General features: G+C 70.2%; 15 protein-coding genes. 13 read left to right on the top strand and 2 right to left on the bottom strand.

Annotated elements, in window-relative coordinates; all coding sequences use genetic code 11:
- Positions 1-5 precede the first annotated feature (5 nt).
- The 10 genes from BUE48_RS13355 (at position 6) to BUE48_RS13310 (ending at position 9,554) form a co-directional block, all read left to right on the top strand.
- A complete protein-coding gene (locus tag BUE48_RS13355) occupies positions 6-1,034 on the top strand; it encodes an acyl-CoA dehydrogenase family protein (RefSeq protein ID WP_286989999.1) in 1,029 nt (342 codons plus the stop codon).
- Between the two features lie 77 nt (positions 1,035-1,111).
- Positions 1,112-2,200 carry an LLM class flavin-dependent oxidoreductase gene (locus BUE48_RS13350; protein ID WP_012853039.1) on the top strand — a complete coding sequence of 363 codons (1,089 nt, stop codon included), beginning with the start codon at positions 1,112-1,114 and terminating at the stop codon, positions 2,198-2,200.
- Positions 2,197-3,222 carry an LLM class flavin-dependent oxidoreductase gene (locus BUE48_RS13345; RefSeq protein WP_012853038.1) on the top strand — a complete coding sequence of 342 codons (1,026 nt, stop codon included), beginning with the start codon at positions 2,197-2,199 and terminating at the stop codon, positions 3,220-3,222. The genes BUE48_RS13350 and BUE48_RS13345 overlap by 4 nt, the downstream gene beginning before the upstream one ends.
- On the top strand, positions 3,219-4,784 hold the full coding sequence (locus BUE48_RS13340) for a class I adenylate-forming enzyme family protein (protein WP_286989997.1): 1,566 nt from the start codon (positions 3,219-3,221) through the stop codon (positions 4,782-4,784). The genes BUE48_RS13345 and BUE48_RS13340 overlap by 4 nt, the downstream gene beginning before the upstream one ends.
- On the top strand, positions 4,781-5,767 hold the full coding sequence (locus BUE48_RS13335; RefSeq protein ID WP_286989996.1) for an LLM class flavin-dependent oxidoreductase: 987 nt from the start codon (positions 4,781-4,783) through the stop codon (positions 5,765-5,767). Before BUE48_RS13340 ends, BUE48_RS13335 begins: the two co-directional genes overlap by 4 nt.
- A gap of 51 nt (positions 5,768-5,818) precedes the next feature.
- On the top strand, positions 5,819-6,787 hold the full coding sequence (locus tag BUE48_RS13330) for an enoyl-CoA hydratase/isomerase family protein (RefSeq protein WP_012853035.1): 969 nt from the start codon (positions 5,819-5,821) through the stop codon (positions 6,785-6,787).
- Between the two features lie 14 nt (positions 6,788-6,801).
- Positions 6,802-7,818, top strand: coding sequence for an LLM class flavin-dependent oxidoreductase (locus BUE48_RS13325; RefSeq protein ID WP_169313028.1), 1,017 nt, complete (start codon positions 6,802-6,804; stop codon positions 7,816-7,818).
- The gene (locus BUE48_RS13320) at positions 7,815-8,135 is read left to right on the top strand and encodes a VOC family protein (RefSeq protein WP_012853033.1); all 321 of its coding nucleotides are present in this window, start codon (positions 7,815-7,817) and stop codon (positions 8,133-8,135) included. Before BUE48_RS13325 ends, BUE48_RS13320 begins: the two co-directional genes overlap by 4 nt.
- Complete coding sequence (locus BUE48_RS13315; RefSeq protein WP_286989994.1) at positions 8,132-8,917, top strand: enoyl-CoA hydratase/isomerase family protein; 786 nt, start codon at positions 8,132-8,134, stop codon at positions 8,915-8,917. Before BUE48_RS13320 ends, BUE48_RS13315 begins: the two co-directional genes overlap by 4 nt.
- A 76-nt stretch (positions 8,918-8,993) precedes the next feature.
- Positions 8,994-9,554, top strand: a complete 561-nt coding sequence (locus BUE48_RS13310) for a TetR/AcrR family transcriptional regulator (RefSeq protein WP_286989992.1) — start codon at positions 8,994-8,996, stop codon at positions 9,552-9,554.
- Between the two features lie 592 nt (positions 9,555-10,146).
- Here BUE48_RS13310 and BUE48_RS13305 read toward each other — a convergent pair.
- Entirely contained in the window at positions 10,147-10,704 is a 558-nt protein-coding gene (locus tag BUE48_RS13305; protein WP_012853030.1) for a TetR/AcrR family transcriptional regulator, read from the bottom strand.
- Positions 10,705-10,780: 76 nt separating this feature from the next.
- On the opposite strand from BUE48_RS13305, the gene BUE48_RS13300 reads away from it, so the two are divergent.
- The 3 genes from BUE48_RS13300 to BUE48_RS13290 all read left to right on the top strand — a co-directional run bounded on the left by BUE48_RS13300 (position 10,781) and on the right by BUE48_RS13290 (position 13,422).
- Positions 10,781-11,359, top strand: a complete 579-nt coding sequence (locus BUE48_RS13300) for a hypothetical protein (protein ID WP_286989990.1) — start codon at positions 10,781-10,783, stop codon at positions 11,357-11,359.
- A 286-nt stretch (positions 11,360-11,645) separates the two neighbouring features.
- On the top strand, positions 11,646-12,449 hold the full coding sequence (locus BUE48_RS13295) for an SDR family NAD(P)-dependent oxidoreductase (RefSeq protein WP_286989988.1): 804 nt from the start codon (positions 11,646-11,648) through the stop codon (positions 12,447-12,449).
- 586 nt (positions 12,450-13,035) lie between these two features.
- Positions 13,036-13,422 (top strand): hypothetical protein, encoded by a 387-nt coding sequence (locus BUE48_RS13290; protein ID WP_286989986.1) that lies wholly within the window; start codon positions 13,036-13,038, stop codon positions 13,420-13,422.
- Here BUE48_RS13290 and BUE48_RS13285 read toward each other — a convergent pair.
- Positions 13,389-14,333 (bottom strand): phosphotransferase family protein (locus BUE48_RS13285; protein ID WP_286989985.1); only part of this gene is annotated, 945 nt, incomplete at its 5' end. The two genes, BUE48_RS13290 and BUE48_RS13285, sit on opposite strands and share 34 nt — an antisense overlap.

The raw sequence follows: 14,333 nt of genomic DNA, 5'->3' as shown, positions 1-14,333 counted from the left end.
GCGCAATGAAAGCGACGTTCACCCCCGAGCAGCGGGACATCCAACAGTCCGTCCGCTCGATCGCCAAGGAAGAGAAGGTCACCGCCCGCGACGCGCTCGCCGGGCAGTGGCGCGAGCCCGCCTGCGACGCGGTCCTGCTCGGTGATTTCGGGCTGCTCGGGGTGCCCGAGTCGGCCGGCGGCATGGGCTCGTCCCTGGTGGATCTGCTGGTGGCGGTCGAAGCCCTCGGCGAGCACCTGGTGCCCAGCCGCTTCCCGGCGCACGCCGCCGCCGTCCAGCTGGCGCTGGGGCTCGGCGCGCTGCCCGACGATGTGCTGGCGGGCCGCACGGTCCTCACGCCCGCGGTCGACCTTCCCGGCGACCCCGGCTGGCCGGGGCGCGAGGCCGCGGACCCGCTGGTCCGCACCCTCGTGCCGTACGCGGTGCAGGCCGACAAGGTCGTGGCGCTGGCCGCCGACGGCGTCTGGATCGCCGAGCCGGAGCGCATCACCGTCCGCGAGTCGCTCGACCCCTCGGTGCCGCTGTCGGATGTGACGCTGGCGGCGCCGGCGCAGACCGCGCCGGTGGGCCTGGGAGCCGGGCGGGCCGCCCTGGTGGCCGCCGCGCAGCTGTGCGGCGTCGCCGCCGGCGCGATCGAGCTGGCGGCCGGGCACGCCCGCACCCGCACGCAGTTCGGCCGCGTCATCGGCTCCTTCCAGGGGGTGGCCTTCCAGCTCGCCGACGCGGTGACGCGCCGCAAGGCGGCCTGGGACCTGACCTTGTATGCGGCCTGGGCGGTCGACAAGGGGCGCCCGGAGGCCGAGAGCCTCGTCCACGCCGCCAAGGCGGCCGCCGGGAGCGCCGCGGTGTTCGCCGCCGAGCGGTGCATCCAGGTGCACGGCGGCATGGGCATCACGATGGAGGCCGATCCCCACCTGTTCCTGCGCCGCGCGCACGTGCTGGACGCGTGGCTGGGCCGCGGCCGGTGGCACCGCAGGCGCGTGGGGCGCCTGCAGGTGCAGCGCCGCAGAAAGGCGCAGGCCGGGGCGTCCTGAGCCGGCCCACCGGGCCCGTGACCGGTCCCTTTCTTCGGTCCTGAACATACCGACTGGTCGGAATTAGGGAGTGTTCGATGAAATTCGGAATCATGAACCTGTTCCCCGTCGCCGAGGGGACCTCAGACCATGAGGTCCTGCGTGAGACCCTCGAAGAGATCGAGCTGGCCGACCAGCTCGGCTTCGACTCGGTCTGGCTGGCCGAGCACCACTTCTCCAAGTACGGCATCCTCGGCAACCCGCTGAACCTCGCCATGGCGATCGCCGAGCGCACCAAGCGCATCACCATCGGCACCGCCGTGGTGGTGCTGCCGCTGCACCACCCGCTGCGGCTGGCCGAGGACATCGCCGCGCTGGACGTGCTGTCCGGCGGCCGGGTCGCCATCGGCGTCGGCCGCGGCTACCAGCCGGCCGAGTTCCGCGGCTTCGGCGTCCCCCTGGAGGAGTCCAAGCGCCGCTACCAGGAGAGCCTGGAGGTGCTCCGGCTGGCGCTGTCGCAGGAGAACTTCAGCTACCATGGCGAGTTCTTCCAGCTCGACGACGTCACCACCTACCCCCGGCCGCTCACCGCGGGCGGGCCGCCCATCCTGCAGGGCACCGTCTCGCCCGACAGCTTCCGCGAACGCGGCGCCCGCGGCGAGGCGATCATCACCTCCCCCAACTTCACGCCGCTGGGGATCATGCAGAAGAACTTCAACCTCTACCGCACCGCGATGGAGGAGAACGGCCACGACATCACTCAATACGATCTGCCGTTCATGCAGCAGGTGTGGTGCGGTGAGGGCGAAGAGGGCCTTCATGAGGCGGCGCAGGCCGCGCTGAACTACTACCGGACCGTCGGGAAGGTCATCCCCGGCTCCAAGGAGGCCCTGGAGCAGGAACGCTCCTACTACGAGGCCGTCGCCAAGAACATCAAGCTGCTCACCCTCGAGAAGACGCTGACCCACGGCGGCAACTTCGGCTCGCCCCAGAAGGTCATCGAGACCATCGAGATGCTGCGCGAGCAGCTCGGCATCACCCACTACATCTGCTGGCTGCGCATCCCCAGCCTGGACCGCAAGACCGCGCTGAAGTCGATGGAAGAGTTCGCCACCAAGGTCATCCCGCACTTCCGCGCCCAGGAGGACGAGCAGGCCGCCTCGTCGACGGAGGCGGTCGCCGGGTGAAGATCAGCGTCTTTCTCAGCGCCCAGTTCGACCCCGCCGCCTCGGCGGTCGAGGGACTGGACGGCGTGGTGCGGCAGGCCGCCGCGGCCGAAGAGGCCGGCTTCCACGCCGTCTACCTCGGCCACCACTACCTGGCCAAATCGGCGTTCCTGCAGCCGATCCCCCTCGCCGGGTACCTGGCCGGCGCCACTGAGCGCATCCGCATCGGCTTCGGCGTCCTGCTCGCCCCGCTGCTCAACCCCATCGCCCTCGCCGAGGACCTCGCCTCCCTGGACGTGATCACCGGCGGGCGGCTGACCGTCGGGATCGGCGCCGGCTACCGCAAGCGGGAGACCGCGGCCTTCGGCGTCGCCTGGGACGACCGGCTGCGCCGGCTGCGCGAGTACGTGCCGGCGCTGCGGGCCCTGTGGCGAGGCGAGACCGTTGACCTGGCGGGCAGCTGGGGCGAGGCGGAAGGGGCGAGCCTGCCGCTGCGCCCCGTCCAGCCGGGCGGCCCGCCGATCTGGATCGGCGCGTTCGCCGAAGGGGCCGTCCGGCGGGCGGCCCGCCTGGACGCCCCCTGGCTCATCGGCCCCAAGGGCAACGACGCCGAAGTGGCGGCGCTGCTGAAGGTGTACCGCGACACCCTCACCGAGCACGGGTTCTCGCTGGAACGCGACTACCCCATGGCCCGGGAGGCCTACCTCGCCGACACCCGCGCCGCCGCCGTCGCCGCGGTACGGCCCCACCTGGAACGCCAGTACGCCGGCTACAAGTCCTGGGACGACGCCCAACGCCTCGACATCGACCGGTACATGGCCGAGGACTGCCTCATCGGCACCGCCGACGACATCGTCGCCAAGCTCCACCGCTGGGAACGCGACCTCGGCATCACCGAGGTGTCGCTGCGGCTCCAGTTCGTGGGCGCCGGGCAGGAGGAGGCGATGGAGCAGATCCGCCGGTTCGGCGCCGAGGTCATCCCCCGGCTCGATCCCCCCGCGGCCCCGCAAGGCCCCGCATCCGACCAGGGAGGTGTGCGGTGACCGGCACCAACCTCGCCGAAATCCTCCAGGCCCGGGCCCGCGACCGCGGCTCCGTCCCCGGCCTGCACGCCGAGGACGGCCGGTCGTGGACCTTCCAGCAGGTCGATCTCATCGCCGGCGGCGTGGCCCAGGCCCTTGCGGCCGCCGGCGTCGGCGCCGGCGACCGGGTCGGCCTCTACCTGGTCAACGGCCCGGAGATCGTGTTCTTCCTGTTCGGCGCCTGGAAGATCGGCGCCGTCCCGGTGACGATCAGCAGCCTGTACAACGCCGAGGAGCTGGCCGAGTCGATCGCCAAGACCGACCCCAAGCTCCTGCTGGCCGACGTCCGGCGCGCCGAGGTGCTCCAAGACCTCAAAGCGCCGGGCGTGACCATCCGGTCGGTGGGGCCGCCCGGGGAGACGGGCGGGCCGGTGGCCGGCCACCCGCCGCTGGAATGGGGCCACCAGGCCCACGTCGAGGCCGTACCGGTCGAGCCGGACGCCGAGTCCTGCATCCTGTTCACCGGCGGGACCACCGGGCGTCCCAAGGCCGTCAGCGTCACCCACGGCGGGACCCTCGACTCGCTGCGCCGCCTCGCCAAGGTCTCCACCGGCACCGACGAGCAGGGGAGCGCGTCACCGGACGCCAAACCCAACCTGATCGCGCTGCCGCTGTTCCACTCCGGCGGCCAGCACGCGCTGATGTTCGCCTACTTCGTCGGCCGCGGCGCGGTGGTGTGGGAACGCTTCGGCGTCGATCGCCTGGCCGCCCTGATGGAACGGTTCGCGTTCGACAACTTCTTCTTCCTGCCCACGATGATCTACGACATCGTGCACGCCGAACGCGACCTGCCCTTCACGGGGGTCAAACACGTCCTGGTGGCCGGCCAGGCCATCTCCTGGAAGCTGCGGCGCGACTTCGAGCTGCGCTACGGCGTGCCGATCCTGGTCAACTACGGCTCCACCGAATCCGGCCACATCGCCGGCTGGACCGGCAAGGACATGAAGGCCGGGCTGTGGAAGCCGGGCTCGGCCGGCCGGATCTACCCCGGCGTCGAACTGGAGATCCGCGACGAGGACGGGCGCGCCCTGCCGCCCGGACAACAAGGAGAGATCGTCGTCCGCTCCCGGCTGACCAAGGGCTATGTGGACGACGCCGAGGCCTCGGCGGCGCTGGTCCGCGACGGGTGGGTCCACACCGGCGACATCGGCTACGTCGATGAGGACGGCGTGCTGTGGCTGGTGGGCCGCAAACGCGACATGATCAAGTGCGGCGGCTTCCAGGTGTGGCCCGAGGAGATCGAGGATGTGCTGCGCGAGCACCAGTACGTGCGCGACGTGCGCGTCCTCGGCCGGCCGGACGACCGGCTGGGGGAGATCCCGGTCGCGCTCGTCGTCCGCGATACCGCCGCGCCGCTCTCCGACGCCGAGCTGGCCGAGGAACTGATCGCCTTCGCCCGGGACCGGCTCGCTCACTTCAAGGCCCCGCGGCGGGTGGAGTTCGTCCCCGAACTGCAACGCACCGCATCCGGCAAGATCAGCCGCGTCGCGGTGCCCGACTCAGAAGGGGGGCCGCGCCGGTGAAGTTCGGCATCATGGCCTCGCACCAGTACCCGCACGGCGACGACCTGCGAAAGCGGCTGGATGAGCTGTTCAGCACCGTCGAACTGGCCGCGGAACTGGGCTATGACTCGGTCTGGACGATCAACCACTTCCAGTCGAACCTGGCGACGCCGCAGCCCATCTCGATGACGGCGAGCCTCATCCCGCGCTCGGGCACCATGACCCTCGGCACGGGAATCCTCATCCTGCCGCTGTTCCACCCGGCGCACATCGCCGAGGAGTTCGCCACCCTCGACCACCTGTCGGGCGGGCGGGTCGTCCTCGGCGTCGGCGCCGGCTACCGCGACAACGAGTTCGCCGCCTTCGGCGTCGATCCGGCCACCCGGTTCCGCCGGTTCGACGAGAGCATCCGCCTCATCCGGGCGCTGTGGTCGGGAGAGACCGTCGACCACGACGGCGAGTTCTACCCCCTCTCCGGCGGCACCATCGGCATCCGCCCGCTCACTCCGGGCGGCCCGCCGATCTGGATCGGCGCGGGCGGCAGGACGGCGGTGCGCCGGGCCGCCCGGCTCGGCGACGCCTGGTACGCCCCGGGCAACTCGCCCAACCCCGGATACCTGCCCAAACACGTCGCCGTCTACAACGAGGCGCTCGCCGAGTACGGCAAGGACCCCGCCTCCGTCGAACGGCCGATCGGGGTCGAGCTGTACTGCGCGCCCACCACCCAGCAGGCCGTGGAGACGGCGCTGCCGTATGCCCGCACCGAGTACGCCACCTACGCCGAGTACCCCGCGCTGCGCTGGCAGCGCGACCGGTTCGACGAGCTGGTGCGCCACACCCTGCTGCTGGGCTCCCCGGAGTTCCTCATCGAACGCATCGGCGCCCTGCGCGAGCTGGGGTTCAACCACGTCATCTTCCGGCCGGGCTGGCTGGGCATGCCGGTGGAGAAGATCCACGCCTCGCTGCGCCTGTTCGCCGCGGAGGTCTTCCCCGCCTTCCGCTGACCACCCGCCCCTGCACATCCCTTCCCACAGACGAGCTTTCCAGGAGAACCCGTGAAGAAGAGCGAAGCGGAACTGCTGCGCAACCACTGGGACGCCGAGCACATGGAGACCGACCCCGAGGTCCTCGCCTCCTACGTCAAGTACCACGTGGACGAGCAGCGGTCCGTCGCCACCATCACCTTCGACCGGCCCGAACGGCTCAACGCCCTGCCGGTCGCCGCCTTCGAACGCATCGGCGACCTGGTCCGCGAGGCCGAGGCCGACGACCGCGTCAAGGTCATCGTCTTCAAGGGCGAAGGCGACCACTTCGGCACCGGCGCGGACGCCTCCGAACTCGGCCACTACATCGGCTACAAGTCCGGCAAGGACAAGGAGTCGCGCCGCCGGCCCTCCCAGCGCCAGCGCATCCTCCCCGACCGCAACGTCCTGTCCTCGGGCTTCACCCGCCCGATCATCGAGTCGCTCAAGGCGACGATCTGCCAGGTCCAGGGCTACTGCTACGGCGGGCACTTCCAGATCGCGCTCTCGTCCGACATCGTCATCGCGACCCCCGACGCCAAGTTCACCCACCCGGCGTTCCGCTACCTGGGGCCCGGCCCGCAGGACATGTACCACTGGATCGAGAAGGTGGGCCTGACCACCATGAAGGACGTCATGCTCACCATGCGCGCCATCGGCGCCGAGGAGGCCGAGCGCAAGGGCCTGGTGACCAAGGTCGTTCAGCCCGACGAGCTGGAGAAGTGGGTCAACGACTACGCCGACGCGATCGCGGTCATGCCGCTGGACTCGCTCATGATGGGCAAGGCCATGATGCAGATCATCATGGAGGCCCGCGGCAAGGGGCTCGGCGCCATGACCGGGTGGGTCGGCCACGGCTGGGCCACCAACCTCAGCTTCGACGAGGGGGACTGGAACTTCCTGCGGGAGCGCCGTGAAAAGGGCGTCGCCAAGGCCCTGGAGGAGCGCGACAAGCTCGTCGCCCCCTACTTCCGCCTCGGCGAGACCCGCGCCGCCGAGTAGAAGTGGAAACCGCCGTGAAATTCGGAATCCTCCTCGACCACCAGTACCGGCACGGCGACGACATCAACCGCCGCGTCGGCGAGCTGGTGGAGTTCACCCAGCACGTCCGCGACCTCGGCTTCGACTCGATCTTCGGCATCCACCACTACCTGTCCTCGCTGAGCACCCCCCAGCCGCTTCCGCTGCTGGCACGGCTCATCGACCACTCGGGATCCATGCAGATCGGCACCGGCATCCTCATCCTCCCGCTGGGGCACCCGGTGCACTGGGCCGAGGAGATCGCGACCATCGACCAGATGTCGGGCGGCCGGTTCGTCCTCGGCGTCGGCGCCGGCTACCGGGAGGACGAGTTCGCCGCCTTCGGCATCGACCGCCGCACCCGCGTCTCGCGGATGTATGAGGCCCTGGAGTGCATGCACAAGCTCTGGACCGGTGAGCCGGTCTCCCACCAGGGCAGGCACTTCGCACTGGAGAACGCCCGGTGCAGCGTCCTGCCGGTGCAAAAACCCGGGCCCCCGGTGTGGATCGGCGCCAACGGCCCGGTCGGCATCCAGCGCATCGCCCGCGCCGGCCACCCCTGGCTCGCCTCCTCCAACGTCCGGCGCAACTGGGCGGTCGGCAACCTCGCCGAGTACCGCGCCCAGCGCAAGGCCGCCGGGTTCGACGAAGAGGACATGGTGTTCCCCATCCACCGGGACCTGTGCGTCGCCGACTCCTTCGAGGAGGCGTACGCGATCGCCGGGGCCGCGGCCCGCGCCTCCTACGGCGAGTACGTCCGCTACGGCATGGACTACTTCGAAACCCAGTGGGAGGCCATCAAGCACAAGGCCCTGTTCTTCGGGTCGCCGGACGACATCGCCGCCAAGATCGAGGACTTCGCGTCCGCCGGCTTCAACCACTTCATCTTCCGCACCCAGTGGCTGGGCCTGCCGATCGAGCGGTCCGTGGAGATCGTCGAGCGCTTCGCCCGCGAGGTGATGCCACGGTTCCGCCCGAAGGCCGAGCCCGCGAAGGCGAGGACATCGTCATGAAGATCGGTCACGTCATCGTCCCGGCCGCCGACCTGGACGCCCAACTGGAGTTCTACACCGCGCTCGGCTTGACGACGCGCTTCCGCGACGGCGACCGCTACGCCGCCGTCACCGACGGCCACACCACCATCGGCCTGGCCGACGAGTCCCAGCAGCCCGTCGCAGGCCGCACGGTCGTCAGCATCCAGGTCGATGACCTGGACGCCCACGCCGAGCGGCTGTCGGCCGGCGCCCCGGTGACCGGCCCGCACGAGCGGCGGATCGTGGTCACCGACCCCTGCGGCAACCCCGTCGTCCTCTACGAGAGGCTGTCGTGAACGAGGTCCTGCTCGACGTGGCCGACGGGGTCGCTCTCGTCCGGCTGAACCGCCCCGCCCAGGGCAACGCATTGAACACCGCTTTGAAGACGGCTTTGCTGAGCGCGCTGCGGAAGGCCGCCGGCGACGAAGCGGTCCGGGCCGTGGTGCTGACCGGGGAGGGGGAGGCGTTCACCGTCGGGCAGGACCTCCGCGAGCTCCGGCAGGCCCTCGCGGCCGACCCCGGGAGGGCCGGGGAGACGGTCGAAAAGCACTACAACCCGATCACGTTGCTGCTGGCCACGATGCCCAAGCCCGTGATCGCGGCCGTCAACGGCACCTGCGTCGGCGCCGGCCTGGGGTTCGCGCTCGCCTGCGACCTGCAGGTCTGGTCGTCGCAGGCCACCTTGGCGACGGCCTTCCACAAGGTGGGGCTGACCTGCGACTCCGGCCTATCGGCGACCCTGGTGCAGGCGGTGGGACGCGCCCGCGCCCTGTCGCTGATGCTCCAGGCGGAACCGTTCACCCCCCACCAGGCCGCCCAATGGGGGTTCGCCGGGGACATCGTCGCCCCCGACCAGGTGAGGCCGCACGCGATGGCACTCGCCCGGCGGCTCGCCCAGGGCCCGACCAAGGCGATCGCCGCGACCAAACGGCTGCTGCTGGCAGCCCCGTCCCGGACGCTCCCCGAAACACTCGCCGCCGAGGCCGCCGAACAGACCGCGCTGGGCTGCACCCGCGACCACTCGGCAGCCGTCGAGGCGTTCCTGACACGCCGAAAACCGGTCTTCACCGGCTCGTGAACCCGCCCACAGAGAAACGGAGGACAATACGGAGAACAGTTCCGCGACAGCCCGCCAAGAAAATCAGGAGCTCGCCATGGGATACCGAAGGAGGCGGGCGCGCCCCCGTGACCCCGCCCTCGACCGGGCGGTCCTGCGCGAGACGCTGACGCTGCTCGACGGCGGCGGCTACGAACGGCTGCGCATGGCCGACGTCGGCCGCCGCGCGGGAATCGGCCTCGGCTCGCTGTACCGGCGCTGGCCGACCAAATACGCTCTGGTCGTCGACGCACTGCGCAGCGCCGCCCCGCCCGTCGCGGTCGAGCCCACCGACGACCCGGCCGGCGACCTGGTCACGGTGCTGATGAAGTTCGCCGTGCAGCTCCGCAGACACCGGACGCTGCTGGCGGTGCTGCTGACCGCCCCGGACTCAGAGGTGGCCGCCGCAGTCCGCGAGGCGAAACTCGCCCCCGCCCGCGAAGCCGTCCGCACTCACCTGACCCGCATCATCGGCACCCCCGCCGACCTGGACGCCCGCACCGACCTGGGACAGGCCCTGATCCTGCAGCACCTGTTCCACCACGGCACGACCCCCGACGAGGCGCACATCCGCGGGACCATCCTTCCCCTGATGACCGGCCAGTCGGTCGGCGTCTGAACGGTCTCGGAACGACGATGCCCGGCAAGCGGCAGCCGATGTGAGGAAGCCAACGCCCAGAGCCCGACCGCCGGTAAGGCCGCAGCGTCACAGACCCGCAGGCCTACGGAATGCGCGGCCGGGTGCCGGAACGAGCCGACGAGCAAGGCCACAGCTCTCCGCGCGCCCGTCCGCACATTCCCGCGTGGCCGCTTCGTGTCATAGGTCCGGCCTGGGACGTCGCGTGTGGACGGCCGTCCTCGACAACTTGCTCATTTTTCAGAAGTATTTGTGCTGCTCTGCGGGGTCAGCGGGTCTCCCGTGCCGGTAAGAGGTCTGCCCAGCTAAAGGTGTAATTGAGCCTGAGACAATTGCGGGGGACAAACGTCCGTCAGAGGCAGTGTCGAAAACGGGACTGTCTCTGCGTGCGCGTAGGGATCTGTCGTTGTTGAGCGCCCGAGGCTCTCACCACGTTCTACCGGCAGGTTGCAGGGGCGTTCCGGCGGTGAGGAGAGCTTCGGACAGGGGCGTCGAGGAACCGAACGACTCTCCAACGCCCCGCCGGGAGCGGAGGCATTGCCGCCGTTGCGATGCGGGCCCGTGTGGTTCCCGGTCAGGTGCGGGTCGGCGTGGTGGTGAGCCTGTGGACGAGGAGGTCGATCACGGCTCGTTTGCCGGCCTCGTCGCGCCGGTGGGTGAGGAGGCCTTCGATGACGAAGGTGCCGATCGCGATCATGGCGGGGAGGTCGGCTTCGGCGGCGCCGGCTTTGCGGAGGTCGTCGGCGATCAGGGTCTCGGCGAGTTCGTGGAAGCCGGTGTGCCAGGCGTGGACGGCGGGTGAGGCCGCGGCGCGGGTGTGGACGGTGTTGACGAGGCCGTGCAGTCTTTCGAGCTGGTCTACGGCCCATAGGAGGCGCTCGTTGAGCGGCCGGTCGGCGATGGTCGCGTACTGGGCGAGGGCTTCGGTCAGCAGGCGGTCCAGGACGGCGATGAGCAGGTCGTCCTTGTCGCGGAAGTACCAGTAGATCGTGTTGACGGTGACGCCGGCGTGCTTGGCGATCCGGCCCATGGACGTCGACTCGTAGCCGTCGTCGATGAACAGCCGCTGGGCGACGGCGAGGATCTCCTCGCGCTTCTCCTCGCGGTCCTGGGGACGTCGGTTCCGGGGCACCTCCGCATCCTATCTTGAATGCCCTTCAAGAACACGCTAGCTTTCTTGAAGACCATTCAAGACATGAGGTGGGCCCATGAAGACCGATCCCGCGGCCGCCGAGCTGCTCGGTCTGAACACGACCGAGCTGCTGGCGCTCTTCACCACGCTGCCCGCCCCGTCCATTGAGGAGATGAACGGGGAGTACGCCGCCCGGCTGCTGGCTCAGCCCAACGCCTTCGCCTCGGTGACCGGGCACGCGGCGGTGTCGAACCCGTTCGCAAGGTGGCTGTGCAAGGGGTTCCGGCCCGTCGATGACCGGACCGGGCGCGGCTACAACACCTTCCGCCAGTTCGGCCGCGTCCGGCAGCGCTATGCGATGCACACGCTCATCGCGCCGTCACGCTATGACGGCCGTCCCGCCTACACGCTCGTCTACCGCGCCTATGGCTCGGTATGCGGGGCGATCAACATGGTCGACGAGGTCCGCCGCGCGGCACCCGGCGTCTACCTGGGCATCGGGACCTGGGGGTTCACCGAGCGTCAGCGCCGCATCCCGCTGCCGTTCCTGCTCACCGGCCCCGTCGGCCCCTACCGCGGCGACGTCGGCACCGCCCGCCGCGGCTTCACCCCCGGCCCGCGGGAACTGCCCAGCCGCAGGGAAACCGGCCCATGACGAAGCGGCCGCGGCATGGCGCCGGCGGCCATACCGGTGAGCCGAGCGCCCGCCCGACCCGCAAGAGCGGCCCGGCGCCGGCCCTCGCCGCCGGAGGCCGCGCCCGCATCGACGGCCGGATCACCCCGGCCTCTCTGGGCCGACGCACCGCCGTCGCCGAGAGCTTCGCCGCCCCCGCCGCCCGGCCCGGGGCGCACACGTCCGCGACCCTGCCCGGCGTCGGCCTCATCACCCGGCTCCCCGGCAGCGGTCTTCTCGCCATCAGTCCGACCGAAGGAACCTTCGCATGACCACCACCCCCCGCACCGCGCTCATCACCGGCGCCTCCGCAGGCATCGGCGCGACCTTCGCCCGCCACCTGGCCGCCCGCGGCTACCAGCTCCTGCTGGTCGCCCGCCGCACCGACCGCCTCCAGGACCTGGCCGCGGAGCTGGCCGACCGGCACGGCGGCAAGCGGCGCTATGAGGTGTTCACCGCCGACCTCACCGACCCCGCCGCCCCCAAGGCGATCGTGGACTACGCACGCACCCAGGGCCTGGACATCGACGTCCTCATCAACAACGCCGGGCTGTCGGGCAAGACCGCGTTCGCCGACACCCCCTGGGAGACCCTCGCCGGGGAGATCCAGCTGATGGTGACCGCCCAGACCGAACTCGCCCACCTGGTCATCCCCGGCATGAAGGAACGCCGCTGGGGACGCATCGTCAACCTGTCCTCCCTCGCCGCGTTCGCCCCACCCGCCGCGAGCCTCCTCTACACCGGCATCAAGTCTTACGTCCTCAACGTCTCCCAAGCCCTCGACATGGAGCTCAAGCCCTACGGCATCCACGTCACCGCTCTGTGCCCCGGCTTCACCTACACCGAGTTCCACGACGTCATGGGCACCCGCGACAAGGCCAACCGCCTTCCCCGCATCCTGTGGCAGCACCCCGAAGCCGTCGTGGCCGAGGGCTGGAAAGCCGTCCAGGACGGCAAACCCGTCTGCATCCCCGGCCTCGTCAACAAGATCTCCGCCGCCCTCATGAAGCCCCTGCCCATCCGCCTGAGCTACCTTGCGGGACGCACCTTCAACCCCTTCAAGAACAGCTGACCCCCTCACCTCCGTGCACCGGCCGCTGGACCGGCCCGCCGCGGAGCTCATGGAGGACTTCTCAGACGCCCTGAAGAAGAGGGGCGAGGCGAGCGGCCGCCCGGCGGCGTCGGACGGCGGAGACGAGGCAGAGGCCACCCGCTCCACTCCCGGGTCCCGGTGCAAAGCCCAGAGCCCTGCCTCCTGGCGACCCAGCGACGGATCTATGAGCAGGCGCCATGACTGAGGTTTTCTCAACGAAATTGAACGGAACACGCCGGGACGAAGCGTGCACCAGGGATGTTGAACACGTTGGGAGACGTTGCCTCGTTGCGCTCTGAAAGTCATAAAGCCCCTGGGAGGAGGTGTCTGCACCACCACAACGACCCACTGCCCAGAAGTTTTGCGTCGCTTCCCCATCGACCATGCTCGACGTCCTCCGCCCCGGAGCCGAGCACCCCGTTCGGCTGTCGGCCGCTCACCGCCGCCGGGCCCTGACCTGCAGTGGCCAAGCCCTGCCGGTGCTGGCCCACCTGCATACCGGCCAAGCCGTATGCCCAGGTCGGAACCGGATTCGGGGCGCAGGCCCCCACCTACCTGCAGCTACGTGCACGAGGCGGTGAACCCGCCGGTCGCCCGCGCGCCCAAGCTGGACCGGGCGCTGCAGGCCGCCCGGGCGTGTGGAGAGCAGCCGCTGGTGCCGGACCGCACGCTGATCCCGATCGGCTGGCCGACCGCCGACCGGCCCTTCTCCCTCGGCAAGCACCACTGCCATGGGATGAACCTGCAGATCATCGCCACGCTGGAGGCCGGCTGGCGTGGGCGTCGGGAGCGCTGCCCGACAGCGTCCATTGGCCCGGCTCTTACACGCGGCGGCGGGCTGGTGTGTGTTCGTGGGGGGGCAGGAAGGGCAACGGATTTCTCGGCTTGGGATGGGGTGGTGGTGGCCGCTCTCGGTGGTCACCTGGTGGAGGGTGGGTTCCAGCGGGCGTGATCGTCGCCCTGTCGGAGAGTGGCGAGCCGGTGGGTCACCTCGGCTCGCAGCGTCTGCTGGGTGGGGGCGCGGCGGATGTAGGGGCTCAGCCCGCTGATCTCTCGGATGCGCAGCAGTGTTTCGAATCCGTCCCAGTTGCGGATGTCCCAGCCGTAGACGGCGGTGAACTCCTCGATCTCTTGGTCGGTGTGTCGGGCGAAGCGGCGGTGCATGTAGTGGATCTGGATGAGGTCCCATTCGCAGGGGCCGATCGTCGCATGGTCCCAATCGCCCAGCAGTACTCCTCCACCGCGCAGAGGAAGAAGGTTGTTGGAGTGGGCGTCTGCATGGATCAGCCGCGGCGGGTGTGGGAAGTTCAGCCTGGCCCAGTGGTGGCGCAACTGCCGGATCCGTTGCAGTAGCCATGTCCGGTCGGCAGTGGTCATCGCATCGGGGTGGTGTTCGATGGCGGCCGCTACCCCGGCGAGCGGGTCGTGCAGCGATGGCAGTGAAAACGGTGGGTGTGGTTGATCGTGCAGCCGGCGCAGCAGCATGCCCAGATCACCGCCGCTGCCGGCCCGGTCGGGGTCGATGTCGGCTGCCTGCCATGCCGACACCACTCGTCCCTCGACCCGGAATGGTCCTGCTGGGTCGGCTGGGATCACACAGGGGTAGCCGCGTTCTGACAGCCAGCGTGTGACCTGGATCGAGGTGGCCACTTTTGTGAAGGCGTCCGGGTTGCCGGCGATGCGGATGATCAGGCCGGCGGATGGCAGTGCGATGACGGTGTTGCTGTGTCGGCGCAGCATCCTGGCGTCACCGGTCGGCACCTGGCAGCGCTCGGCGACCACGGCCAGGGCCTTACGGACATCAGTGGGAAGCGCATGATCCATACCGGTACCGTTCTCCCCGCCTACCTGCTCGGACGCAGC

The sequence above is a fragment of the Thermomonospora sp. CIF 1 genome, assembly GCF_001896795.1.
GTDB classification, from domain to species: domain Bacteria; phylum Actinomycetota; class Actinomycetes; order Streptosporangiales; family Streptosporangiaceae; genus Thermomonospora; species Thermomonospora curvata.
Note: the sequence above shows the minus strand (reverse complement) of the source record. Positions and strands in the feature narration are given on the sequence as shown.

What these genes read in the sequence shown, in the direction of transcription:
- BUE48_RS13310 (WP_286989992.1), top strand. Translation starts at nt 8,994, where the DNA reads ATGGGATACCGAAGGAGGCGGGCGCGCCCCCGTGACCCCGCCCTCGAC.
- BUE48_RS13295 (WP_286989988.1), top strand. Translation starts at nt 11,646, where the DNA reads ATGACCACCACCCCCCGCACCGCGCTCATCACCGGCGCCTCCGCAGGC.
- BUE48_RS13350 (WP_012853039.1), top strand. Translation starts at nt 1,112, where the DNA reads ATGAAATTCGGAATCATGAACCTGTTCCCCGTCGCCGAGGGGACCTCA.
- BUE48_RS13320 (WP_012853033.1), top strand. Translation starts at nt 7,815, where the DNA reads ATGAAGATCGGTCACGTCATCGTCCCGGCCGCCGACCTGGACGCCCAA.
- BUE48_RS13355 (WP_286989999.1), top strand. Translation starts at nt 6, where the DNA reads ATGAAAGCGACGTTCACCCCCGAGCAGCGGGACATCCAACAGTCCGTC.
- BUE48_RS13300 (WP_286989990.1), top strand. Translation starts at nt 10,781, where the DNA reads ATGAAGACCGATCCCGCGGCCGCCGAGCTGCTCGGTCTGAACACGACC.